Source organism: Pelomonas dachongensis, assembly GCF_043555865.1.
Lineage (GTDB): Bacteria > Pseudomonadota > Gammaproteobacteria > Burkholderiales > Burkholderiaceae_C > Pelomonas > Pelomonas dachongensis.
This window is the reverse complement of record NZ_JBIGHY010000002.1, coordinates 1-22,977: the sequence shown is the minus strand read 5'-3', so window position 1 is coordinate 22,977 and position 22,977 is coordinate 1. Positions and strand designations below refer to the sequence as shown.

The following is a 22,977-nucleotide window of genomic DNA, read 5'->3' as shown; positions in this document are numbered from 1 at the left end:
CGCGTTGATATGCGGGCAAGCGGTGCAACGCAGAGTGGCCCCTGGCGGCAGGCCTTCCCTTCGGGTTCAGGCTAAAAAATCCTCGCGCTGCGTTGCAAATCCTCGCCGGGTACCAAACCCGGCTGCGGTTTGCGCCTTGCTCGCGGGCTTTTTAGCCTCAACGCGGCCTGCTCCCGTTGTGTTAACAGGCCCTATCGGCGGCACTCGCGATAGAACCCCTCGATATCGGCCACCCGCTCCTGCAGGCCGAAAGACTCGACGGGATGCAGCCGCCGCAGCACGTCGCCCGCCAGACGCGCCTCGTTCAGCCGTACCAATGCCGCCGCCAGCGCCACCACATCGCCTGCTGGTACCAGCGGCTCGAAACTGGCCTGCAAGTGCTGCGCCCCTTCCGTGGCCGTCGCCAGGATCGGCAGGCCCGCGTGCATGGCCTCCAGGAAGACCAGGCCGAACGGCTCGCTGCGCGCCGCACTGACGAACAGGTCGAAGGCCGCCAGGCAGTTGGCGGGCTCGTTGGTGAAGCCGGGCATGACAACCTGCTCGCCCGCCTGCGCCCGGACTGACTGCCAGTCCGGCCCCTGCCCCACCAGCACCAGCCGCGCCCCGGGCAGCGCTGCGCGCTCGAAGGCTTCCACCAGCAAGTCCCAACCCTTGCTGTGTTCTCCGCGGCCCAGTGTGCCCACCAACCAGTCGTCAGGCGCCACCCCCCAGGCCGCGCGCAACCGCTCGCGAGCACCCGGGTCAGCCGGTTTTGGCTGGCTCCAGTTGCTGATCTGCGCCACGCGGCCACCGAAGTCGGCCGGAATCTGCGCCAGCTGCTGCGGTGTGATCGCGATGAGGCCGTCCAGGTGCGCATGCTGGCGCGGCTTGTAGGCGATGTGCAGTGTTGCCACGCGCACCGTCGGCGCGGCCACGCCGGCCAGCGCCTTGCACGCAAAGCTGAGGTGGGCATGGCAGACGTCGGGCCGCCAGTCGCGTGCCCAGCGCGCCACGCGCGTGGCCGGTAGCAGGCGAGGGAAAGTCAGGCGGTGTTGCTGCACGCGCGGGTCCAGCCGCTGCGCCCAGGCGTCGGGGCGGTCCTCGGCGGCAGCGTTCGCCAGCACGAAGCAGACCTCGTGGTGATGGCTCTGCGCATTGGCCAGTTCGATGGCGTAGCGCTCGCTGCCGGCAAAGCGTTTCGTGAAGAGAAGGTGGGCGATGCGCATCGGGGCAGCATTGAAACACGGACGACAATCTCGCTCCATGCCCGCCGACGCCAACGCCTCCATCGCCCGCCGACTGGTCCAGTACGTCTATCCCTACCGCTGGGGGGCGCTGTGCACCATCCTGGCCTATCTGTGCCTGGCCGGCACCGAATGGCTGCTGCCGCAGTTGATCAGCTACGCCTTCGACGCCGAGGGCTTCACGAAGGACGCCTACCCGCTGTGGATGGTGCCCGTGGTGCTGATCGGGCTGTACATCGTGCGCGGCATTTCGAGCTTTGCCGGGCAGTACCTCTTCCACTGGACGCAGACGCGCAGCGTGCTGGACTTCCGCACCGCGCTCGTCAACTCGCTGCTGCGGCTGGACGCCCAGGTCTACACGCGCATGCAGCCCGGCACGGCGGTCACCAAGGTCGTCAACGATCCGCAGCAGATCCTGCAGCTGACGGGCGACGTGGGCATCGCGCTGTTGCGTGACGGGCTGGCCGCCATCGGCTTCGTGGTCTACCTGTTCTACCTGAACTGGCAGCTCACGCTGCTGGCCCTGGTCGTGACGCCGGTGATGGCCGTGGTGATGAAGCAGGTCAACCGGCGCATCCGCCAGATGTCCTCGCGCTCCTACGACTCGCAACTGGTGCTGGTGAACAAGGTGGACGACATCACGCGGGCCTGGCGCGTGGTGCGTCAGTTCGGCGCGGCGGACTACGAGCGCGGGCGCTTCACCGATGCGGCGCAGGAAGTGCGGCGCTACAACCTGAAGACCGCCGCCGCCAGCGCGCTGGCGCAGCCGATCTCGCAGCTGGTCGCCAGCGTGGGCCTGTCGCTGATCATCTGCCTGGCGCTCTGGCAGGCACGCACCGACGGCACCGGCGTGCAGGACTTCGTCAAGTACGTGGCCGCGCTGCTGCTGCTGCTGTCCAAGCTGCGCCACCTTTCGGACCTGGCCTCGCCGCTGACGCGCGCCAGCGTCGTCGCCAAGGGCTGCTTCGAGCTGATGGACGCCCCCAAGGAGGCCGACACCGGCACCCAGGAGCTGCCCGGCCCGGCCCGAGGCGACATCGACATGGACGACGTGCGCCTGACCTACCCCGGCGCCGGGCAACCCGCGCTGGACGGCCTGAACCTGCGATTCGCGGCCGGCAAGACCACCGCGCTGGTGGGCGCGTCGGGTGCCGGCAAGAGCTCCATCATCCACCTGCTGCTGGGCTTCGGCCGGCCGGACTCGGGCCACATTCGGCTCGACGGCGCCGACATCGAGGCGCTGACGCGGCTGAGCCTGCGCCGCCAGTTCGCCGTCGTGTCTCAGGACATCGTGCTGTTCGACGACTCCGTGGCCGCCAACATCGCCTACGCGCAGACGCGCGACGAGGCCAAGCTGGAGCAGGTGCTGCGCGCCGCCCACCTGTGGGACTTCGTGCAGACGCTGCCCGAAGGCGTGGAGACCAACGTCGGCGCCAACGGCAGCAAGCTGTCCGGCGGCCAGCGCCAGCGGCTGGCCATCGCCCGCGCGCTGTACAAGGACGCACCGGTCTGGATCTTCGACGAAGCCACCTCGGCGCTGGACACCGAGAGCGAACGCGCCGTGCAACAGGCGTTGGCGCAATGGAGCGGACGCAAGACGCTGATCGTCATTGCGCACCGGCTGTCCACCATCCGCGACGCCGATGCGATCCACGTGATGGGCGCCGGCAAGCTGATCGAGACAGGCACGCATGCCGAGCTGCTGGCGCGCGACGGCGCCTACGCGGCCATGGTGCGGGCCCAGGCCGGCGAGGCCTGATGAAGCGGCGCGGCCTGCTGCTGTGGGCCGCGCTGCCGGTGCTGGCGCAGCCGCAGGTGGAGGTGGAGGTGGAATCAACACGGCGACACGCGCCGCGCTGGAATCGCTGCCTGGGCTGGGAGCGTCGCTGGTGAAGCGGCTGCTGGACGGGCGCCCGTTCAAGGACTGGGCCGACCTGATGCAGCGGGTGCCAGGCGTGAAGACGGCGACCGCGCGAAAAGTGTCCGCCGCCGGCCTGCGCGTGGCCGGGCTGCCGCTTTGATTCAGCGCATCCGGCGCTGGATGACTCGCATCAGCGGGCCGTCCAGCGGCACCGCGTCGCCCTTGCCCTGCTCGCGCAGGTGGTAGACGCGGCCAGCAGGAAACGCCGGCGGGATCTCGTAGTCCATGCCTTCCCACACATCTTCGCGGAAGCTGTAGAAGGCCCAGTGCGCGCCCTGGCCGTTCAGCGTGTCCAGCACGTCGGCGAGGTAGGCGGCGCAGTCGACCCACACGCGCACGCAGCCGAACTCGCCCGCCACCATGCGGCTGGCCGGCACGCCCTGGGCCCGCGCCCAGGCGAATGGTTGCGACAGGAAGCGCTGCAGCGCCCGCCGGTCGAAGCCCGGGGTCGGATAGCGCAGCTGCGGCTGGCGCCGGATCTGCGGCGCACTCGTCAGGTTCCACGGCTCGTACATGTGGAAGGCGTACAGCACTTTCGCGTCCGGCAGCGGCGTCCAGTAGCTGAAGCTGGCCGCATGCGCGTACCAGCCGCCGTCCAGCATCACCGGCGTGTCGGCGTCCACGGTGCGGATGGCCGCGATCAGCTGAGCGTAGAACGCCGGCAGGTCGCGCGTCGTGCCCCGGTGGCGCGCGTACCACGCCCGGCGCGCCTCGGGCGCGGCCTGCTCGTCCAGCCCCTGGCCCTTCTCCGGCGTGGGCTCGTTCAGCAGGTTGTAGCCGGCCAGCGCCGGATGGTCCTTCACGGCGAGGGCCAGGTCGCGCCAGAAGGCGGCAGACTGGTCCCAGTAGCGGCGTTCGCGCCACAGCCGCTCGTCCGGCCGGTCCCCGTTGTGCTGCACCCAGCGGTTGCCGGGCAGCGACAGCGGCACCAGCACGAGCTGGATGCCGGCAGCCTGCGCGGCATCCATCGCCCGGTGCAGCTGCGCCAGGTCGTCCGCCGGAATGCCGCGGTAGTCGTCGGCATTGCCGATGAGGAAGTCGCGGCCCTCGCCCCGCCACTTGGAGAACGTCAGCCGCGCCCATGTCGCCCCGGTGGCGCGCAGCGCGCGGAACCAGGCCTCGTCCGGCGGGCGGCCGTTAAAGCTGTTGCCGCCGTGGCGCGGTGTATCCCAGAAGGCGATGTCCGCAGCCGGGGCCGGCAGCGCCAGCAGCAGGCTCAGCGCCAGGGCCAGGCACCGCTTCATGGCAGCAAGCTCGACGCGAAGCCGGCCGAGCGGCTGCGCCTAAGCGCCGCCGGGTCCAGCTGGGGCGCACGTGCAGGCCAGCCGAAGAAGCGCTGCACCTCGGCGCGCTTGGCCAGCGTATCGCTCAGCCCCAGGTTGATCAGCTCGTTGATGAAGCTGGGTTCGAACAGCAGGTAGCTGATCAGCGCGGAGCCGCTGGTCTTGTTGCCACGGCCGCTGACGCCGAAGGCCCGCAACATGGCGCGCACGGACTTGGGCAGGCTGGCCTGGTGTTCGCCGGCCAGGTCGTCCAGCCGACGGCTGGGCGCGATCACCAGCAGCTCGATGGGCCGCAGCGCTGTTGCCGCGCGCATGTCGGGCGGCAGCAGCGCCAGCGTGCGGTTGATGCGGCGCAGCCGCTCCACGTCCACCGCCAGCGCATCCAGGAAGATGTTGGACATCGCGTGGCCGGCGATCTGCGCCATGCTGGGATGCACACCCGCTGCCTGGTGGCGCCGGCCTTCAGGCTCTTTCATGCGGCCCGCGCCGATGACCAGGATGCGGTCCGCCCCCAGGTGCACGGCCGGCGAGATGGGCGCGCTCTGGCGCATGGAGCCGTCGCCGAACCACTCGCCCAGCCCTTCCAACGGCAGCATCTCAGCCGGAAAGATGAACGGAATGGCCGCCGACGCCATCAGATGACCCAGCGTCAGCCGCGCCTGCACGGCCATGCGCTGCTCGCGCAGCCAGGGCACGATGTGGTGGTGCGTCTGGAAGAACGTCACGTGCTGGCCTGAGGTGTAGCTGGAGCCGGTCAGCGCCAGCGCCCGCAGGTGGCCGGCGGCCAGCATGGGCTCCAGCCGGTCCATGTCCAGGTAGCGCGACAGCAACTCGCGCAGCGGCGAGTTGTCCAGCAGGCTGCGGGGGCGCGTGCGAGTCCAGCGCGCGATGGCCCAGCCCAGGCTCAGCATGCTCAGCCAGCGCGCGCCGCTGCGGACGGCCTCGAACACGTCGGCGCGGTAGATGCTCTCGACGTGCAGGCCCTGCCACAGGTGCACCAGGCCGTCGACCGCGGCGTCGAAGTCGTCGGCATGGCAGGCCAGCGTCGTCGCGTTGATGGCACCGGCCGAGGTGCCGCTGATGATGGGGAACGGGTTGCCCTGCGCTGCACCGGCATCGCGGCGCAGCTGCGCCAGCGCAGCCAGCACGCCCACCTGGTAGGCCGCACGGGCGCCGCCGCCGGTCAGGATCAGTCCCGTGACCGGCTGCGCACGCGAGGGCCCGGTGACGGGCTTGGGCACGGCTTGAAGCATCGGCGAAATCATCGCCGATGGCAGGCGTCATCCAGCTTCGTAAATGACCTCGGCCGCCGTGCCCAGTTTGCCCAGCGCCTCGTCAGCGGGCCAGAACCGGCTGGCTTCGCCCAGATCCACCAGCCAGCGTGCGCCAACGGCGGTGCCGACGGGCTCCGCCAGCATGGACACCCGCACCGGCAGCCCCTGCCTGCGTGTGCCACCCTCTTCGGTCGTCACCTCGCGCGGCGGGAAGCGCTGCACCAGCTCGTGCACCAACCCGGCTGCCCCGGCGTTGGCCAGCAGCAGGTGGCGGCCGAACTTAGCGCGCGCCGCGGCCAGGCTCCACACGGCCTGCACGGTCAGTCGCAGGCCGCCGGAGAAGCGGTCGTTGCGCACCGTGCCCTGCACGATGACGAGCTCGTCTTCGGCCAGCAGCTCCTTGTTGGCGTTCAGCAGCTCCTCACTGGCCACGGCCTCGATGGCGTCGCTCTTGTCGTCGAGCTTGAACAGCGCAACGCGACCGCGCTGGCCGTTGATGACGCGAAGGCCGCTGACGATGCCGGCCACCATCGTCGGCTCACGGCTGTCCGCCAGATCGGCGACCTGGCGCTTGACAATCCGCCGCACCTCGGCGCCGCTCTGGTCGAACAGATGGCCCGACAGGTAAAAGCCGATCGCCGTCTTCTCCAGCGACAGGCGTTCCTTGATGCTCCATGGCGGCGCGTCGACCAGGTCGGGCTCGGCGGTGCTGGAGGCATGCGAGTCGCCGAAGTCGAACAGGCCGCCCTGGTCGGCGTTGGCCTCGGTCGTCTCGGCATGCGTGTAGCCGCGGGCGACGCTGGCCAGCAGCTTGGAGCGCTCGGGGTTGATGCTGTCGAAGGCGCCGGCCTTGATGAGCGCCTCCACCACCCGCTTGTTGACGGCCTTGCGGTCCACGCGCAGGCAGAAGTCGTAGAAGCTCAGGAAGGGGCCGCCGGCCTCGCGCGCCGCGATGATGGATTCGATGGCCCCGCGCCCCGTGCCCTTGATGGCGCCCAGCCCGTAGTTGACGAGTCGGTTGGTCAGCGGCTCAAAGCGGTACATACCCTTGTTCACGCAGGGCGGCTGGAACTCGATGCCGAAGATCTTCGCGTCGTTGAGCAACACCTTCAGCTTGTCGGTGTCGTCCATTTCGATGGTCATGTTCGCGGCGTAGAACTCGGCCGTGTAGTGCGTCTTGAGCCACGCGGTGTGGTAACTCAGCAGCGCATATGCGGCAGCATGGGACTTGTTGAACCCATATCCCGCGAACTTCTCCATCAGGTCGAAGACCTCGTCGGCCTTCTCCTCGTTGATGCCCTTTTCTGCGGCGCCCTTGCGGAACATCGCGCGGTGGGCGGCCATCTCGTCGGCCTTCTTCTTCCCCATCGCGCGGCGCAGCATGTCGGCGCCGCCCAGGGAGTAGCCGCCCAGCACCTGGGCGGACTGCATCACCTGCTCCTGGTAGACGAACACGCCATAGGTCTCTTCCAGAACTTGGCCCAGCAGCGGGTGGGGGTACTCGATGACCTCCTTGCCATGCTTGCGCGCCACGAACGACGGGATCAGGTCCATCGGGCCCGGGCGGTACAGCGACACCAGCGCGATCAAGTCCTCGAAGCGCGACGGCTTAGCGTCCTTCAAGAGTCGCTGCATGCCCGGCGATTCAAACTGGAAGATGCTTTCCGACAGGCCCTTGCCGAACAGGTCGAACACCTTCTTGTCGACCAACGGCACATTGGCCCAGTCGAAGTCCTTGCGGTCCGGGTAGCGGGCGACGATGAAGTCTTTGGCCAGCTCCAGGATGGTCAGCGTGGCGAGCCCCAGGAAGTCGAACTTGACGAGGCCGATGGCCTCCACGTCGTCCTTGTCGAACTGGCTGACCGCGGAGGTCGAGCCTGGCTGCTGGTACTGAGGGCAGAAGTCGGTGATCTTGCCCGGCGCGATCAGCACGCCGCCAGCGTGCATGCCGATGGAGCGCACCGTGCCCTCCACGCGCGCGGCCATCTCCAGCAGGCCGGCCACTTCCTCGTCGGCCTTCTCACGCTCCTCGATCTCCGGCGATTCGTGGCGCGCGTAGACCATCTTGGCCTTGTCGGGGTCAAAGTTGGGCGGCAGCTTGGCCAGCGTCACCGTCTTGCCCGGCGGCGCCGGCACCAACTTGGCGATGGAGTCCACATGGCCGAAGCCCATGCCCAGCACGCGGCCGATGTCACGCAAGGCACCCTTGGCGGCCATGGTGCCGAAGGTCGCGATCTGGCTGACCGCCGGCAGGCCGTACTTGTTCTTGACGTAGTCGATGACACGTTCGCGGTTGCCCTGGCAGAAGTCGATGTCGAAGTCGGGCATCGAGACGCGCTCGGGGTTCAGGAAGCGCTCGAACAGCAGGTTGTATTTCAGCGGGTCCAGGTCCGTGATCAGCAGCGCGTAGGCCACCAGCGAGCCCGCGCCCGAGCCCCGGCCGGGGCCGACCGGGCAGCCGTTTTCCTTCGCCCAGCGGATGAAATCCGAGACGATGAGGAAGTAGCCGGGAAAGCCCATCTTGATGATGGTGTTCAGCTCGAAGTCCAGCCGCTCCACGTAGCGCGGGCGCTCCTTCTCACGCTCGGCCTCGTTCGGAAACAGGTGCGCCAGCCTGCCCACCAGGCCTTGGTGGCTCAGCTCGCGGAAGTACTGGTCCATCGGCATCGGCGTGCCGTCCGCCAGCAACGGCGTCGGGAAGTTGGGCAGCTGCGGCTTGCCCAGCACCAGCGTCAGCGAGCAGCGGCGAGCGATCTCGGTGGTGTTGCGGATTGCGCTGGGCACGTCCTTGAACAGCTCGCGCATCTGCGCCTGCGTCTTGAAATACTGGCTGGGCAGGAAGCGCTTGACGCGCTTGGGGTTGGCCAGCGTCTCGCCCTCGGCCACGCAGACCCGCGCCTCGTGGGCCCCAAAGTCGTCTTCGCCGAGGAACTGGATCGGATGCGTGGCCACGACCGGCAGCTGCAGTTCGGCCGCGAACGGGACGCTCGCCTGCACCAGGGCTTCCTGGCCCGGCAGGCCGGCGCGCTGCAGCTCGATGTAGAAGCGGTCCCGGAAGATGCCGGACAGCTTGTGCGCCCACTCCCGCGCGCGCACCTTGTCACCCTGCAGCAGCGCCTGTCCCAGGCCACCCAGCTGCGCGCCGCTCAGGCAGATGAGCCCCTCGTTCAGCTCCTGCAGCCACTCCCACTTCAGGCAGGCCTGGTTGCGCTGCACGTTCTGTATCCAAGCGCGCGACAGCAGCTCGCTGATGTTCAGATAGCCCTGCTTGTCCTGCACCAGCAGTAGCAACCGTGTCGGCGGCTTGTCGGTCGCGTCGGGCTCCAGCCAGCAGTCCGCGCCCAGGATGGGCTGCACGCCCTTCTTGCGCGCGGCAGAGTAGAACTTGATGCCGCCGAACAGGTTGGCCAGGTCGGTGATGGCGGCTGCCACCTGCCCATCCTTCGCCGCGGCGCTGGCGGCGTCATCGGTCCTCAGTGTGCCGTCCACCACCGAGAACTCGGTGTGCATGCGCAGGTGGACGAAGGGAAGCTCTTGTTGTTCGGTATTCACATCGGACATGCCGGCATTTTAGGAAGCCCTGGGAGCCACCTGACTTGGGCTACGCTGCATAACTTTTGGTTTCACTGCCTGCCCGCTCCGCCGACGCCAATGCGCCTGTGCTCCCTGCAATCCGTCAAGACTCACATCGTTCTGGGCGAGCCACTGGCCTTCAGCGTGCGCGACGCACAGCACCAGTTGCTGCTGGCCCGCGGTCAGATCATTTACGACAACGAGCAGCTCGATGAGCTGTTCCAGCGCGGCGCACTGGTCGAGATCAGCGAACTCGCCAGCGCCGTCCAGCAGCCGCAGCGCCGCGCCGCGCCGCGCACGCTGAGCACCGACCAGCTGCCGGGCGAATGGCAGAGCCGCAGCGATGAGGTGCGCCGCGCGTTCGCCACCTCGCCCGACCGGCTCGCCAACGCGGTGGACGCGGCCACCGACCAGCTGCTGCGCCTTATTGATCACGCGCCCGGCGTGGCGCTGGCGCAGGTGGTACGCCAGGGCGAAGGGCACTACGGCGTCAACCACTCGATCCATGCCGCCACCGCCTGCCACGCGGCCGCGCGCTTCATGGGCTGGACGGCCGAGGAACAGCGCCGTGCCTTCCAGGCCGCACTGACGATGAACCTGTCCATGGTGGACCTGCAGGCGCGGCTGGCGGGTCAGGTCTCACCGCCCACCACGCTGCAGCGCGAAGCCATCCACCAGCACCCAGCGCTCAGCGCCGAACTGCTGGAGCAGGCGGGGATCGACGACCCGCTGTGGCTGGAGGCCGTGGCCCAGCACCACGAACTGCCCGACGGCACCGGCTACCCGGGCGGCGTGACGGCCGTGGGCGAGCTGGCCACGCTGCTGCGCTTTGCCGACATCTACACCGCCCGCCTCAGCGCTCGCGCCAGCCGCCCGGCCATGTCGGCCCAGCAGGCGGGCCGCGAGCTGCACCTGCTGGCCGACGCCAGCCCGCTGGCAGCGGCGCTGATCAAGGCCTTCGGCATCTTCCCGCCGGGCTCGCTGGTGCGGCTGGCCTCGGGCGAGATCGGCCTGGTAGTGGGCAACGGCGGCAAGGCCTATCACCCGCTGGTGGCCGCGCTGACCGACACCCGCGGCGAACCGCGTCTGACGCCGCTGCGCCGCGACACCTCCCGTGGCGGCCTGGCCGTCGTCGGACTGCTGTCGCCGCAGTCGCTGCCCATGCGGCTGTCCGACGAGCGCATCGCCGAACTCATCTCGGCCTGACGGTTTCGATAAGTCTTACTTTTAATCGATACCAAAAGTCGAATCGGCGTTACCGCGGGGTTACGGCGCGCAAATAGTCAGGTTTAATTTTCCGCACCGGGCCCGCAAACCCGGCATCGAGGCCATCCGTCCGAGCTGGCCCGCAACCCGGAGACAAACCGCATGTTCCCCACCTTGAAGCGCTTGCAGCGCTGGGCCGCTCGCTGCGCTTTCGCCGCCGCCCTGCCCCTGGCCCAGGCTGCGCCGTGGACGCTGACCGGCGCCATCGGCACCCACGATCCGCACCTCTACAAGAGCAGTTCCACCTGGTGGCTGTTCGAGACCACCGACAACGGCGGCATTGCCGTCAAGTACTCCGCCAACGGCACCGCCTGGACGCAGGGCGGCCCCATCTTCAGCAGCGGCCTGGCGTGGTGGAAGAACTACCTGCCCACCAACAAAACCGCGATGGTCTGGGCGCCCGGGTGCGGCGAGTACAACGGCCTGGGCTACTGCTACTACGCGGTCTCCAGCTTTGGCTCGCAGAAGTCCGCCATCGGCCTGGCCACCTCGGCCGGTGGCATTGCAGCCGGCCAGTGGGTGGACCAGGGCGCCGTGCTGACGTCCAAGTCAGGCGACGGCTACAACGCCATCGACCCCGCCTTCGTGCTGGCTGCCAACGGCGACCCCTACCTTGTGTTCGGCTCGTTCTGGAACGGCATCCACATCACACGCGTCAGCAAGGTCAACTTGAAGCCGCCGTCGGGCGGCATCGTCAACATCGCCAAGGACACCGCCAGCGGCATAGAGAACGGCTTCGTCGTCAGGAAGGGCAGCTACTACTACCTGTTCGTGTCCAAGGGTGCGTGCTGCCAGGGCGCCAACAGCACCTACCGCATCGCCGTGGGCCGCTCCACGGCCATCACCGGGCCGTATGCCGACAAGTCCGGCGTCTCGATGATGTCCGGCGGCGGCACCGTGCTGGCGTCCAGCGGCTCGCGCTTCAAGGGCCCGGGCGGCCAGTCGCTGCTCGCCGACGGCTCGGTGATGGCCTGGCATGCCTACGACGCGCAGAACAACGGCGCGCCGGTGCTGTTCATCGGCAACGTGACCTGGGGCTCGGACGGATGGCCGCAAGCGGTCTGGTGATTGCGCCGCCCGCGGCGCTGGTGCTGGGCGTCGCGCTGGTGGCCTGGGCCTGGTGGGCACCCGCGCCGACCGAAGTCGCTCCGCCCCGCGTGCCGATTTCAGCGACGGCGGCGATGGCGGCGATGGGGGTCCCGGCCGCGCCGGTACCCGCAGCGCGCCCCGCGCCCGTGCCAGACGCTCGGCCCAACGCGATGCAGGCGCAGGCTGCGACGCCGCTGCTGGCCGGCCTGCTGACGGCGCCCGAGGGCCAGCTGCGCGCCAGCGTGCACGCGGCGCTGGCCGCGCGCGTCCACGGCGGACGGCTCTATGCCCGCGCCCTCGCCCGCCGCTGCGCAGCCCTGGCCGGCCTGCCCGCGTCCGAACAGCGGCCCGACGCGAACGACCCGCGCCACCAGCGCGCCGTCGTCCGCCAGGCGGCGCTGGCCGCGGGTTGCGCGCAATTCGCGACTGAAGAGTGGCTGGCAGTCGTCAACGTCGGCGCCGAGGAGATCTCGACGGACGACCCCCTGCTGGCGTTGCAGCAGTCCGACCTGGACGACGCAGCGCTGCTGCGGCCCGTCTTCGCCCGGCCCGAGGCACTGCTGCTCGACGAACTGGGCGAGCGCCTGCTGCTGCGCCGCATCGGCGGCGAGGCGGCGCTGTACTTCGACGGCCGGCGCTTTGACAACGACGCCGACCGCGCACTCGCCCAGGCCGCAGTGCGCCTGCTGCCCTGCCAGTTCGGCCTCGCCTGTGACGAGCGCGATCCTGAGGTCTGGCTGGCCTGCCTTCGCGGCGACGGCTGCGCCGGCTCACGCGCCGAACAGGCGCCCGCCGCAGCACAGGCCCTCGCGCTGCGGCTCGCCGCCGCATTGCGCGGCCGCGAATTGCATCGCTTCCTGCCCGCGCCGTGAGCCGCGTGGGTCGTTAAGCTGCGCGGCCATGAAACATCTCGCTCTTGCGCTGGCCATCGCCGGCCTGCTGAACCCGGCACTGGCTGCCCCCAAGAAGGCAGCCAAGGCACCCAAACCGACGAAGACGGCCCAGGAGATCCTGGCCGCGTCGCCCGCCAGCCACTGGCGCGGGCTGGACCCCGAGAACACGCTGCTGATGGAGCTGGCGAACTCGCAGGGGAACGGCCAGGTCATCATCGAACTCGCCCCGCGCTTCGCGCCCGGGCACGCGGCCAACATCCGTGCGCTGGCCCGCGCCGGCTACTGGGACGGCCTGGCCATCGTGCGCGTGCAGGACAACTTCGTCACCCAATGGGGCGACCCCGACGGCGAGGATGCCGCCAAGGCCCGGCCGCTGCCGGCCGGCGCGCAGGCGAAGCTGCCGGCGGAGTTCTCCGTGCCGCTGGACCGCATCGGCAAGGCTGCCGGCTTCACGCGGCTGCCCGACAAGGAAGGCTGGGCGCCGCGCACCGGCTTCGCCGAGGGCTTCCCCGTGGCCGCCGATCCCAAGGCCGGCAAGGCATGGCTGGCGCACTGCTACGGCATGGTGGGCGCGGGCCGCAGCGATGCGCCGGACTCGAGCAACGGCACGGAGCTCTACGCGGTCATCGGACAGGCGCCGCGCGGGCTGGACCTGAACATCACTGTCGTGGGCCGCGTGCTGAAAGGCATGGAGCATCTCGCCGCGCTGCCGCGCGGCACGGCGGCGATGGGCTTCTACGACAAGCCCGAGCAGCGCACCGGCATCCAGCGCGTGCGGCTGCTGGCCAACGTGGCGCCGACGGAGCGGCCCGCGCTGCAGGTGCTGAAGACCGACTCCAGCACCTGGACCCAGCTGCTGGACGCGCGCCGCCACCGCGGCGGCTGGTTCGTGCACAGCCCAGGCTACATCGATGTGTGCAGCGCGACCGTGCCGACGCGGCCGACGCCGCCGGAGCCCGCTCAGGCGCCCAGGTAAAGTGCCACGCGGTAGGTGATGAACGACGCCAGATAGGCCAGCGCGAACAGGTAGCCGGCCGCCGCCACCGCCATCTTGGCGCTGCCGGTCTCGCGCTTGATGGTGGCCAGCGTGGCCAGGCACTGCGGCGCAAACACGAACCAGGCCAGCAGCGACAGCGCGGTCGCCAGGCTCCAGGTCTGCGCGATCAGCGGCGCCAGTGCGCCGGCCGTGTCGTCGCCGGTGGCCGACAGCGCGTACACCGTGCCCAGCGCGCTCACCATCACCTCGCGGGCCGCCAGGCCCGGCACCAGCGACAGGCTGATCTGCCAGTTGAAGCCCAGCGGCTCGAAGATGACGGCAAGACCACGCCCCAGATAGCCGGCGATGCTGTACTCGATGGGCGCGCCCGTGGCGCCTGCCGGCGGGCCGGGGAAGCTGGACAGCAGCCACAACCCGATGGTCATCACGAGGATGATGCCGCCCACGCGCTTCAGGAAGATCACCGCCCGCTGCCACAGGCCGATGGCCACGCTGCGCGGCTGCGGCCAGTGGTAGGCCGGCAGCTCCATCATCAGCGGGCGCACCTCTCGGCCGGCGCTGCTGAGGCGCTTGATGACCCAGGCCACCGCCAGCGCGCCGACGATGCCAGCCAGATACAGGCCGAACAGCACCAGCCCCTGCAGCTCGAAGCCGCCGACCTCGCGGTTGGGGATGAAGGCCGCGATGAGCAGCGCGTAGACCGGCAGGCGGGCCGAGCATGTCATCAGCGGCGCAATCATGATGGTGACCAGCCGGTCGCGCGGGTTGGCGATGGAGCGCGACGCCATGATGCCCGGGATGGCGCAGGCGAAACTGGACAGCAGCGGAATGAAGCTGCGGCCCGACAGCCCCACGCTGCCCATCAACCGGTCCAGCAGCAGCGCGGCGCGCGGCAGGTAGCCAGACTCCTCCAGCACGAGGATGAAGAAGAACAGGATCAGGATCTGCGGCAGGAACACCACCACACCGCCCAGACCGGCGACCAGGCCATCGACCAGGAAGCTGCGCAGCAGCCCCTCCGGCAGCAGGCTACCAACCTGTTCACCCACCCACGCGGTGGCCGACTCGATCAGCCCCATCGGCGTTTCGGCCCAGGCGAACACGGCCTGGAACAGGAAGAACAGCAGCACCGCCAGGATCAGCGAGCCCGCCACCGGGTGGAGCAGCACGCGGTCCACGCGGTCGCTGGGCAGCTGCGGCAGTTCGTCGGACAGGCCCAGGCCGCTCAGCAGCGTGTTGATGGCGGCTTGGTCGTCCACGCCCGTGTCGGCGCTGAGAGGCGCCGCCTGCCAGATGTCGGGCCGGTCCAGCACGGCGCGCAGTTCGTCCAGGCCTTCGTTGTGGATGGCGACCGTGCGCACCACCGGCACGCCCAGCGCCGCGCCCAGCTTCACCGGGTCCACATGGATGCCGCGCTTGGCGGCCAGGTCGGCCATGTTCAGCGCCACGACCACCGGCAGCCCTTGACGGCGCACCGCCATCAGCAGGCGCAGGTTGCGGCGCAGGTTGGTGGCGTCCAGCACGCAGACGACCAGGTCGGGCCGCTTCTCGCCGCGGGCACGGCCGGCCAGCACGTCGCAGGTCACGCGCTCGTCCGGCGAGCGCGGATGCAGGCTGTAGGTGCCCGGCAGGTCCAGCAGCCGCAGCGTCTTGCCGGCAGCGCTCAGCAGCCGGCCTTCCTTGCGCTCGACGGTCACGCCAGCGTAGTTGGCCACCTTCTGGTGGCTGCCGGTCAGGCCGTTGAATAGCGCGGTCTTGCCGCAGTTGGGGTTGCCGACGAGTGCGACCAGCTTCCCACCCTTGTGGACATGGATGACCGCCTCGCTCATCGCAGGGTCACGTCAATGCAGCGGGCCTCGGCATGGCGCAGCGCGAACGTCGACTGCCCGACGCGCACGACCAGGTTGCCGTCGCTGAAGCTGCCGCGGCGCAACACGCGCACCGCCTCGCCCGGCAGGAAGCCCAGGTCGGACAGCCAGGACGCCCACTCCGGCGCGTGCGCGGGCGCACTCACCTGCAGAACGGTCAGTGCCAGCCCGGGTGGGGCGGCGGCGAGGCTGGAAGGCAGCGGCTCGGACATGGGCGGCAGGCTCGGGGCTGGCATTGTTGAGAATAATTCTCATTATATGCAGGCGCGTCGGCTGTGCCGCGCATCCCCGCAGGAAAGCCCTCAGCGCGCGGACAACTCGGCGATCAGCGCGTCGCAGGCTTGCAGCGCCCGCGCGAAGTCCAGCCGTGCCACGGCAGCCGACAGCGCCGCGTGGCCTGGCCCCAGCGCGGCGCCGGCCAGTTGCTCGCAGGCCGCTACCGAGCGCATGTTGCGCTCTTCCAGCAGCTGGCGCAGCGCACGCAGCGCCTCCAGCGGGTCGGCCACCGGCGTGGCCGGCTGACCGGCGTCGGCCGCTTGCGCGCCGTGAGTCATGGTCGCTTGCAGCGCGTCGATGCTGTCCGCCAGCAGACGGCGCAACGCGGCAATGTCGACGCCGTCGCCACCCACGGCAGCGCGCACACCCTGCTCCTGCGCGCCCGCGAGCTGCGCCAGCGCGTCGGCGCCAACCGCGCCGGCCAGGCCGCGCAACGTGTGCAGGCCGCGCAAGGCATCGTCAACCCGCCCGGCGCGCCAGGCGTCGTCCAGCGCCTGCAGTTCACGCGGGGCATCGCCGGCGAACGCGCGCACCAGGCGCTCGTACAGCGGCAGGCGCCCACCCAGGCGGCGCAGCGCCGTGTCGCGGTCCACCAGCCGTTGCGGCTCCGTCTGCGGCACCGCAGCCGCACTGGGAGTGCCCACGCCCGTCGCGCCGACATGGCGGCGCAGGCAGGCGACCAGTCGGTCCAGCTCGACGGGCTTGGCGACGTGGTCGCGCATGCCGGCGGCCAGGCAGGCCTGGCGGTCCGACTCCATCGCATTGGCTGTCATCGCAATGATCAGCGTGGCGGGCCGCTTGCGCAGGATGCGCTGCGTGGCCTCGAAGCCGTCAATGTCGGGCATCTGCAGGTCCATCAGCACGGCGTCGAACGGTGGCTCCGTGACCAGCGCCAGGTGCGCGCCCTGCACACCGCCGCCGGCCAGCGTGACGACGGCGCCCTCGTCCTCCAGCAGCTCCTGCACGACCTGCTGATTGAATCCGTTGTCTTCCACCACCAGCAGCCGCATGCCCGTCAGGCGCTGCTCGCCGCCCTCCGCGCGGCGCGTGCGCGGCACATCGCTGGTGGCCTCGGCGACGGCGTCCTGCAGCATCGAGGCCGTCACCGGCTTGACGAGGTAGCCGCCCAGGCTGGCGACCTCCTGCTCGCTGCGCTCGGCCAGCAGTTCGCGGCCGTGCGCGGTGACCATGATGATGACGGGCGCGTCCGTCTCGTGGCTGGCGCGCAAGCGCCGCGACGTCTCCCAGCCATCCAGCCCTGGCATGCGCCAGTCCATCAGGATCAGGTCGTAGCGCGGCTGGCCGCGCTCGGCCGCCTGGTGCACGCAGGCCAGCGCCTGCTCGCCGCTGCTGGCCAGGTCGCAGTCCCAGCCGAGGTTCTCGCCGATGCCCTGCAATACCTCGCGCGCCATCGGGTTGTCGTCGACGATGAGCACCTTGAGCCCCGGCCGCGCAGGCGCCGCATCCAGCTCGCAGGCCGGTGCCACTGGCAGCAGCAGCTCGAAGTGGAAGCGGCTGCCCTCGCCGACGCGGCTGTCCACGTCCAGCTCGCCGCCCATCAGCGCCACCAGCCGGCGGCTGATGGCCAGCCCGAGTCCTGTGCCGCCGTAGCGCCGCGACGTGCTCTGCTCGGCCTGACTGAAGCCGGTGAAGATGTGGGCCAGCTTGTCCGCCGGGATGCCGATGCCGGTGTCGCGGACCTCGAAGCGGATGCGGGCGCTGCCGGCCGACTCGCCCACGGGCGTCAGCGACAGCACCACTTCGCCCCGCTCGGTGAACTTCAGCGCGTTGCCGGCCAGGTTCAGCAGCACCTGGCGCAGCCGCGTCGTGTCGCCCACCAGCGCGGGCGGCAGCCGCGGGTCCAGCCGGAACAGCACCTCGATGTCCTTGTGGCCCACGTTGGCCGACAGGATGACCGCCAGCTCGCGCATGAACTCGCTCAGCTCGAAGCGGTGCGCGTCCAGCTCCATCTTGCCGGCTTCGACCTTGGAAAAGTCCAGGATGTCGTTGATGACGGCCAGCAGCGCCTGCGCGGCCGTGCGGGCCTTGCTCGCGTAGTCGTGCTGGCGAGGGCTCAGCTCGGTGCGCAGCAGCAGGTTCAGCATGCCCAGGGCACCGCTCATCGGCGTGCGGATCTCGTGGCTCATGTTGGCCAGGAAGTCGCTCTTGGCCTGGCTGGCGGACTCGGCGGTGACACGCGCACGCACCAGCTCGATCTCGGCGCGGTGGCGCTCGGTCACGTCGATGAGCATCTGCACGACGTTGACGAGCCGGCCACGCCGGTCGCGGATGGCGCTGGCGCTGCCATCGATGAACAGCTCGCCGCCGCCCGGCAACGCAAAGCCGCGCTCGAAGCGCACATGCTCCAGCCGCCCCGTCGCCAGCCGCGTCAGCTCACCGCCCAATAGCTTGCCGCTGCGGAAGTCCGGCAGGTCGGCCAGCTTGGCGCCGCGCAACTCGTCGGCGGTGCGGCACAGCATGGCCGTCAAGGCCTGGTTCACGTCGAGGATGACGCCGTGTGCGTCGCACAGCGCAATGCCCACCTGTGCACGCTCGAACACGCCGCGAAAGCGCTGCTCGCTGTCGATCAGCGCTCGCGTACGCTGCTCCACGCGCGCCTCCAGCAGTTGCTTCTCTACCACCAGCTGTTCGGTCATGTGGTTGAAGCCACGCGCCAGTTCACGGAACTCGGTGAAACCACACACCGGCGCGCGCTCCTGCAGCCCGCCGCCCGAGATGCGTGTCACGGCGTCGCGGAGCAGCCGTATCGGCGCCACCATGTGGCGCGCCACCACCAGCGCCAGCCCCAGCGCCAGCAGCAGCATCACCGCTAGCGCCAGCAGCAGCCGGTCGCGCAGCGTGCGCACCGGTGCCAGCGCCTCCGCCGCGTCCAGGTTCACGGCGATGCCCCATTCCAGCGCCGGGAGATGGCTCCAGGAGGACAGAACCGTCACGCCGGCGTAGTCGCGCGCCACGCCGCTGCCAGCCTCGCCGCGCAGGCCGCGCACCGCGGGCGGCAGCTGCGCCATGTCCAGGGCGTGCGTGCGCGTCATCGCCTCGTCCGGCGTGCGCTTCAACGGGCTGACGAAGACGGCACGTGCGCCGTCCCGCTGCACCAGCACGGTCTCGCCTCGCAGCGCCAGCCCGGAGCGATCGCTGGCCACGCTGAGCAGCCGCGCCAGGTCCAGCTCCAGCACCACGCTGCCCAGCACGCGCGGCCCGTCGACGACGGCCTGCACGAGGAACATGGTCGCCCGGGCCTCGCCGCGCGGCCGCAGCGCCGGCGTCAGCTGCACGTCCAGGTGCTCCAGGGCGCGCCGGTGCGCGTCCATCAGCGCGCCGCCCGCAAACGCGCCCTCGTCCAGCCGCGCGGGCTGCGTCGCGCCGCCGGCACGCCCGCGCAACTCAAAGCTGATGCGGCCATCGGGCTGCACCAGCAACAGGTTCACGTACTTGCCGCCATCGTAGAGCCGCTCGTAGAACACGCGGCGGGTGTCGGGCAACCGCGCGCCTGCCGGTGGTGCAGGTGCCGCCAGCAGCTCGTGGCTGTCGGCGGCATGCGCCATCAGCCGCGCATCCACCGCCACCTCGTTCAGGTATTCACCGATCTCGTTGACCTTTTTGCGCGAGATGGCCACCAGGCCTTCCGTCACCGTCTCGCGCAGGCTGGCCTCGAAGCTGGCGACCTGCCACCAGCCCAGCAGGCCCAGCGGCACGGTGGACAGCAGCACGAACGCCAGCAGCAGCGCCGGACCGATGCGCCAGGCCCGGCGGGTCGATTCGCGCGCGCCCCCCTGATTCACGGCCGCACCCCGACATCGGCCGTAGCGGTCTGCCAGTACGCGACCGAGCGAAACCCCGGCCACGGCGCCGGCTTGACGTAGCGCGGCAGCACCATCACCTCTTTGAGCCCGCCGTCCGGCGCGACCTGCGCCACGCGCAGCGGTCGCCACAGGTGGCGCGTCTGCGGGTCCATCGCGGCATAGCCCTGCGGCGCCTCGACGACCTGCAGCAGCACATTCGCGTTGACCGCATCCGTCTGCGGACTGCCCAGCTCGCGCACCGCCGCCGCCCAAAGACGGATGGCGATATACAGCGACACGGCGGGGTCACTGGCCTGCGCGGCCTCGCCCTGCGAACTGCGCAGCGCCGCCAGGAAGGCCGCGTTCGCCGGGCCGGGCAGCGACTGCAGGTAGCTGGTGGCCATGAAATGCTGTGCCAGCCGGCCGCCGCCAAAGGCCCGCAGTTCGGGTTCCGTCGCTTTCAGCGACAGCATCGGCAGGTCGGTCATGCCCGCCTCGACCAGCGCGTCGAACAACTGGGCGTTGCTGGCACCGCCCAGTGTGTTCAGCACCACGTCGGGCCGCTGCTCGCGCAGCTCGCGCACGACGGACGCCGCGTCGGGGGCGTCGCGCGGCAGGTAGCGCGTCGCGAGGACCTCGCCGCCGCGCAGCCGGATGAAGTCGCCCAGCAGCACGTGCAGCCGGCGCGAATACGGCCCCTCGCTGCCCAGCAGGTAGACGCGCCGGCCGAACTGGCGCAGCGCCCAGGCCGTGGCGGGCAGCGCGAACTGGTTGGGCGTGGCCCCGGTGTAGACCAGGTGCGGCGACTGCTCCAGCCCCTCGTACGACGCCGGATGGAACAGCAGGTGCCGATGCCGCTCGACCACCGGCCGCACTGCGTCGCGGCAGGCGGTGGTCCAGCAGCCGAACAGCGCGACCGCCTGGCGCTTCTCGATCAGCGCCTGTGCGGCAGCGGCGCCGGTGGCGGCATCCGAACGGGTGTCGCCCAGCGCCAGCTCCACGCGCCGGCCCAGCAGGCCACCGCTGCGGTTGATCTCCTCGACCGCCAGCCGCGCGCCGGCCAGCAGCGGCGCTTCGTCCGAGCGCAGCGGGCCGCCGAGGTCCTGCAGATGGCCGATGACGATGGGCGCCAGACGGGCGTCCCGGGCGCCCGGTCGCAATAGCCAGACGGCAAGCAGCGCCAGCACCAGCAGCAGTGCACCGCCCCATGCCAGCGCCGATTGCCTGCGCATGCCGCTGCCGATCTAGCGGGTGGAGCGCCTGGCTTCGGGCGAAATCAACGGCAGCGTCAGCCGCACCGTCGTGCCCAGCCCCGGCGTGGACTCGACCTGGATCTTCCCGCCGAGCGCGAACGTCACCAGGTTGCGGACGATGTACAGACCCGGCTCGCTGCGGTGGCTGCCGAAGCGCGTCGAGAAGAACGGGTCGAAAACCCGGCCCAGCAGCGCCGGCGGGATGCCCACGCCGTGGTCCTGCACGCTGATGCACAGCTGGTCGGTTCCCAGCGCCTGCACCTGGATGCGCACCTCGCCGCCGGCCTCGCGGTAGGCGTGCTTGATGGCGTTCTGGATCAGCGTCGTCAGCACCTTGGCCAGCGCGCCGCGAAAGCTCAGGAGGTGCAGGTCGTCCGCCGCGTCCAGCTCGCAGCGCACCTGGTGCGACTCCAGCGCGCCGGCCAGGCTGGCGACGACCTCGTGCACGAGCTCCAGCAGCGAGAAGCTGCGGCGCTGGTCGCCGAAGTTCTCGGCCGTGGACTGCATGAAGGAGTCGACGATGGAAAGCGCCCGCTGCAGGTTGGACAGCACCAGGCCGACACTCTCCTCGCTGATGCGCAGGTGCTTGTCGAGGTCGCTGCGCCGCAGCGGCCCGCGTTGCGCCAGGCCGCCCAGATGGCTCAGGTCGTCCTGCAGCGTGCAGGCCGAGATCAGCGCGTTGCCCAGCGGCGAACTCAGCTCCTGCGCAATGCCGGTGATGGTGCGGCCGACCGACGCCAGCTTGTCGCGCTGGAACAGCTCGATCTGCGACCGCGCGAAGCTCTCGGACGCCAGCTTAAGCGCCAGCTGCGTGCGCACCCGCGCCTTCACGACCACGTCGACGAAGGGCTTGGGGATGTAGTCCACCGCGCCGTGCGCGAAGCCCTCGGCCTCGTCGGCGGCGCTGCCCTGCACGGTGACGAAGATGACGGGGATGGCGCGCGTGCGGGGGTCGGCTTTGAGCTGGCCGCAGACCTCGTAGCCGTTCATCTCCGGCATCAGCACGTCCAGCAGCACCAGGTCGGGCAGCTGCTGCGCGCAAAAGGCCAGTGCCTCGGCACCGTTGGTGGCCATGGCAACCTCACACTCGTCCACGAGCAATTCGTATAGCGCGTGGATGTTGGCGGGTTGGTCGTCGACAACGAGGATCAGCGGCATGGCTGGCCAGGATAACCGTAGCGTCATGCGGCACTGGCGGGGGGCGGGCGGGGGCTTTCCCCAGGGCCGGCGTGAGCATTACCGGCCGTAGGCGCCACGCATCGGCACCCATAATCGACGCGCATCCGAACTCCCTCATGGCGCAGCGCAAAGTCCTGACCGCACTTCTCTGGCTCGCCCTGGCAGCCACGGCTGGGTTGCTGGCATTGCTGATGGCCATGACCGGCACGCACGCTGCCCTGGCCGTCGGGGTCGCTGTCTTGCTGCTGCTGCTGCTGGCCGCCGCGGCCGTGCTGCTGCGGCGCCTGCCCACACCTACGCCGCCCCGCCTCGATGACAGCCTGCTGGCGCGCATCAACCACGAGATGCGCACGCCGCTGAACACCATCATGGGCACGACGCAGCTGGCGCTGCAGACGCCGCTGAACGCGCAGCAGCGCGAACTGCTGGGTCAGACCGACGCCGCGTCGCGCACGCTGCTGGGGCTCGTCAACGATGTCGTCGACGTAGCCGCGCTGGAGGCCGGCCGCGTGCAGCTGGACAGCGCACCGCTGCGGCTGGAAGACGTCGTCAGCCAGGCGCTGGAGCTGGTGCGGCCGCTGCGCGCGCAGTCGACGGCCGAACTGGTCTGCGACTGGGCGCATGCCGACCTGCTGGGCACACGGGGCCAGCTGCGCGGGGATGCGCAGCGCCTGCGCCAGGTGCTGGTTCAGCTGCTGTCGCACGCACTGCAGTTCGCGCCGGTCGGCCCGGTGCGTCTGCACCTGTCCGGCGGCGCCACGGATGCCCAGGGTCGCGTGCCGCTGGTGATCGGCGTGCAAGACCCGGGCATGGCCCCACACACCACGGAGCCGGCGGACAAGAGCCTGGCGCTCAGCACGGCCCGCCGGTTGGTCGAACTGATGGGTGGCCAGCTGCAGGCACGGCCCCGCATGGGGGCGGGCCAGGGCCTGGAGCTGCACGTGGCGCTGCCACCGGCCGACACGCCTCCGCCCGCCCTCCCCCCCCCCCCCCGCCCGCCGGTGGCCCGGGGCCCCGGGGGCCGCCCCCCCGCCCACCGGGTCCCGGGGGCGCCAGAGGGGGGGGGGGCGAGCCGGGGG

The 22,977-nt window shown here is 70.4% G+C and carries 17 protein-coding genes; 8 read left to right on the top strand and 9 right to left on the bottom strand.

Going from position 1 to position 22,977, the window contains the following annotated elements:
- Positions 1-191 precede the first annotated feature (191 nt).
- Positions 192-1,205 (bottom strand): glycosyltransferase, encoded by a 1,014-nt coding sequence (locus ACG02S_RS04875; RefSeq protein ID WP_394469320.1) that lies wholly within the window; start codon positions 1,203-1,205, stop codon positions 192-194.
- 37 nt (positions 1,206-1,242) lie between these two features.
- Here ACG02S_RS04875 and msbA point away from each other — a divergent pair, with 37 nt between their 5' ends.
- The 3 genes from msbA to ACG02S_RS04860 are packed head-to-tail and all read left to right on the top strand — an operon-like array spanning position 1,243 to position 3,244.
- Complete coding sequence (gene msbA / locus ACG02S_RS04870) at positions 1,243-2,982, top strand: lipid A export permease/ATP-binding protein MsbA (RefSeq protein WP_394469319.1); 1,740 nt, start codon at positions 1,243-1,245, stop codon at positions 2,980-2,982.
- A complete protein-coding gene (locus ACG02S_RS04865) occupies positions 2,982-3,116 on the top strand; it encodes a hypothetical protein (RefSeq protein ID WP_394469318.1) in 135 nt (44 codons plus the stop codon). The genes msbA and ACG02S_RS04865 overlap by 1 nt, the downstream gene beginning before the upstream one ends.
- Entirely contained in the window at positions 3,113-3,244 is a 132-nt protein-coding gene (locus ACG02S_RS04860; protein WP_394469317.1) for a hypothetical protein, read from the top strand. Before ACG02S_RS04865 ends, ACG02S_RS04860 begins: the two co-directional genes overlap by 4 nt.
- A gap of 1 nt (position 3,245) precedes the next feature.
- On the opposite strand, the gene ACG02S_RS04855 is transcribed toward ACG02S_RS04860, so the two are convergent.
- From ACG02S_RS04855 to dnaE, 3 genes are read right to left on the bottom strand one after another with little or no spacing between them, the layout of a single operon-like run.
- Positions 3,246-4,388 (bottom strand): glycoside hydrolase family 5 protein, encoded by a 1,143-nt coding sequence (locus tag ACG02S_RS04855; RefSeq protein ID WP_394469316.1) that lies wholly within the window; start codon positions 4,386-4,388, stop codon positions 3,246-3,248.
- Positions 4,385-5,680 (bottom strand): patatin-like phospholipase family protein, encoded by a 1,296-nt coding sequence (locus ACG02S_RS04850; RefSeq protein WP_394469315.1) that lies wholly within the window; start codon positions 5,678-5,680, stop codon positions 4,385-4,387. The genes ACG02S_RS04855 and ACG02S_RS04850 overlap by 4 nt, the downstream gene beginning before the upstream one ends.
- Before the next feature lie 27 nt (positions 5,681-5,707).
- Positions 5,708-9,262 carry a DNA polymerase III subunit alpha gene (gene dnaE, locus ACG02S_RS04845; RefSeq protein ID WP_394469314.1) on the bottom strand — a complete coding sequence of 1,185 codons (3,555 nt, stop codon included), beginning with the start codon at positions 9,260-9,262 and terminating at the stop codon, positions 5,708-5,710.
- Between the two features lie 90 nt (positions 9,263-9,352).
- Here dnaE and ACG02S_RS04840 point away from each other — a divergent pair, with 90 nt between their 5' ends.
- The 4 genes from ACG02S_RS04840 (at position 9,353) to ACG02S_RS04825 (ending at position 13,498) form a co-directional block, all read left to right on the top strand.
- Complete coding sequence (locus ACG02S_RS04840) at positions 9,353-10,480, top strand: HD-GYP domain-containing protein (protein ID WP_394469313.1); 1,128 nt, start codon at positions 9,353-9,355, stop codon at positions 10,478-10,480.
- 162 nt (positions 10,481-10,642) lie between these two features.
- Positions 10,643-11,608 carry a glycoside hydrolase family 43 protein gene (locus ACG02S_RS04835; protein WP_394469312.1) on the top strand — a complete coding sequence of 322 codons (966 nt, stop codon included), beginning with the start codon at positions 10,643-10,645 and terminating at the stop codon, positions 11,606-11,608.
- Positions 11,605-12,501 carry a hypothetical protein gene (locus ACG02S_RS04830; RefSeq protein ID WP_394469311.1) on the top strand — a complete coding sequence of 299 codons (897 nt, stop codon included), beginning with the start codon at positions 11,605-11,607 and terminating at the stop codon, positions 12,499-12,501. The genes ACG02S_RS04835 and ACG02S_RS04830 overlap by 4 nt, the downstream gene beginning before the upstream one ends.
- Positions 12,502-12,529: 28 nt before the next feature.
- Entirely contained in the window at positions 12,530-13,498 is a 969-nt protein-coding gene (locus ACG02S_RS04825) for a peptidylprolyl isomerase (protein WP_394469310.1), read from the top strand.
- Here the strand turns inward: ACG02S_RS04825 and feoB are convergent.
- The 5 genes from feoB to ACG02S_RS04800 form a co-directional block, all read right to left on the bottom strand.
- Positions 13,483-15,348, bottom strand: a complete 1,866-nt coding sequence (gene feoB / locus ACG02S_RS04820; protein WP_394469309.1) for a ferrous iron transporter B — start codon at positions 15,346-15,348, stop codon at positions 13,483-13,485. The genes ACG02S_RS04825 and feoB overlap by 16 nt on opposite strands.
- The gene (locus ACG02S_RS04815; RefSeq protein WP_394469308.1) at positions 15,345-15,599 is read right to left on the bottom strand and encodes a FeoA family protein; all 255 of its coding nucleotides are present in this window, start codon (positions 15,597-15,599) and stop codon (positions 15,345-15,347) included. Before ACG02S_RS04815 ends, feoB begins: the two co-directional genes overlap by 4 nt.
- Positions 15,600-15,689: 90 nt before the next feature.
- On the bottom strand, positions 15,690-19,466 hold the full coding sequence (locus tag ACG02S_RS04810; protein ID WP_394469307.1) for a response regulator: 3,777 nt from the start codon (positions 19,464-19,466) through the stop codon (positions 15,690-15,692).
- On the bottom strand, positions 19,463-20,698 hold the full coding sequence (locus tag ACG02S_RS04805) for a transporter substrate-binding protein (protein ID WP_394469306.1): 1,236 nt from the start codon (positions 20,696-20,698) through the stop codon (positions 19,463-19,465). Before ACG02S_RS04805 ends, ACG02S_RS04810 begins: the two co-directional genes overlap by 4 nt.
- Positions 20,699-20,710: 12 nt before the next feature.
- On the bottom strand, positions 20,711-21,877 hold the full coding sequence (locus ACG02S_RS04800) for a hybrid sensor histidine kinase/response regulator (RefSeq protein ID WP_394469305.1): 1,167 nt from the start codon (positions 21,875-21,877) through the stop codon (positions 20,711-20,713).
- A 137-nt stretch (positions 21,878-22,014) separates the two neighbouring features.
- Here ACG02S_RS04800 and ACG02S_RS04795 point away from each other — a divergent pair.
- The coding region (locus tag ACG02S_RS04795; RefSeq protein WP_394469304.1) for a sensor histidine kinase at positions 22,015-22,977 on the top strand (963 nt) is incomplete at its 3' end.

What these genes read in the sequence shown, in the direction of transcription:
- msbA (WP_394469319.1), top strand. Translation starts at nt 1,243, where the DNA reads ATGCCCGCCGACGCCAACGCCTCCATCGCCCGCCGACTGGTCCAGTAC.
- ACG02S_RS04825 (WP_394469310.1), top strand. Translation starts at nt 12,530, where the DNA reads ATGAAACATCTCGCTCTTGCGCTGGCCATCGCCGGCCTGCTGAACCCG.
- ACG02S_RS04805 (WP_394469306.1), bottom strand. Translation starts at nt 20,698, where the DNA reads ATGCGCAGGCAATCGGCGCTGGCATGGGGCGGTGCACTGCTGCTGGTG.
- feoB (WP_394469309.1), bottom strand. Translation starts at nt 15,348, where the DNA reads ATGAGCGAGGCGGTCATCCATGTCCACAAGGGTGGGAAGCTGGTCGCA.
- ACG02S_RS04800 (WP_394469305.1), bottom strand. Translation starts at nt 21,877, where the DNA reads ATGCCGCTGATCCTCGTTGTCGACGACCAACCCGCCAACATCCACGCG.
- ACG02S_RS04840 (WP_394469313.1), top strand. Translation starts at nt 9,353, where the DNA reads ATGCGCCTGTGCTCCCTGCAATCCGTCAAGACTCACATCGTTCTGGGC.
- ACG02S_RS04850 (WP_394469315.1), bottom strand. Translation starts at nt 5,680, where the DNA reads ATGCTTCAAGCCGTGCCCAAGCCCGTCACCGGGCCCTCGCGTGCGCAG.
- ACG02S_RS04815 (WP_394469308.1), bottom strand. Translation starts at nt 15,599, where the DNA reads ATGTCCGAGCCGCTGCCTTCCAGCCTCGCCGCCGCCCCACCCGGGCTG.
- ACG02S_RS04835 (WP_394469312.1), top strand. Translation starts at nt 10,643, where the DNA reads ATGTTCCCCACCTTGAAGCGCTTGCAGCGCTGGGCCGCTCGCTGCGCT.
- ACG02S_RS04855 (WP_394469316.1), bottom strand. Translation starts at nt 4,388, where the DNA reads ATGAAGCGGTGCCTGGCCCTGGCGCTGAGCCTGCTGCTGGCGCTGCCG.
- ACG02S_RS04865 (WP_394469318.1), top strand. Translation starts at nt 2,982, where the DNA reads ATGAAGCGGCGCGGCCTGCTGCTGTGGGCCGCGCTGCCGGTGCTGGCG.
- ACG02S_RS04875 (WP_394469320.1), bottom strand. Translation starts at nt 1,205, where the DNA reads ATGCGCATCGCCCACCTTCTCTTCACGAAACGCTTTGCCGGCAGCGAG.
- dnaE (WP_394469314.1), bottom strand. Translation starts at nt 9,262, where the DNA reads ATGTCCGATGTGAATACCGAACAACAAGAGCTTCCCTTCGTCCACCTG.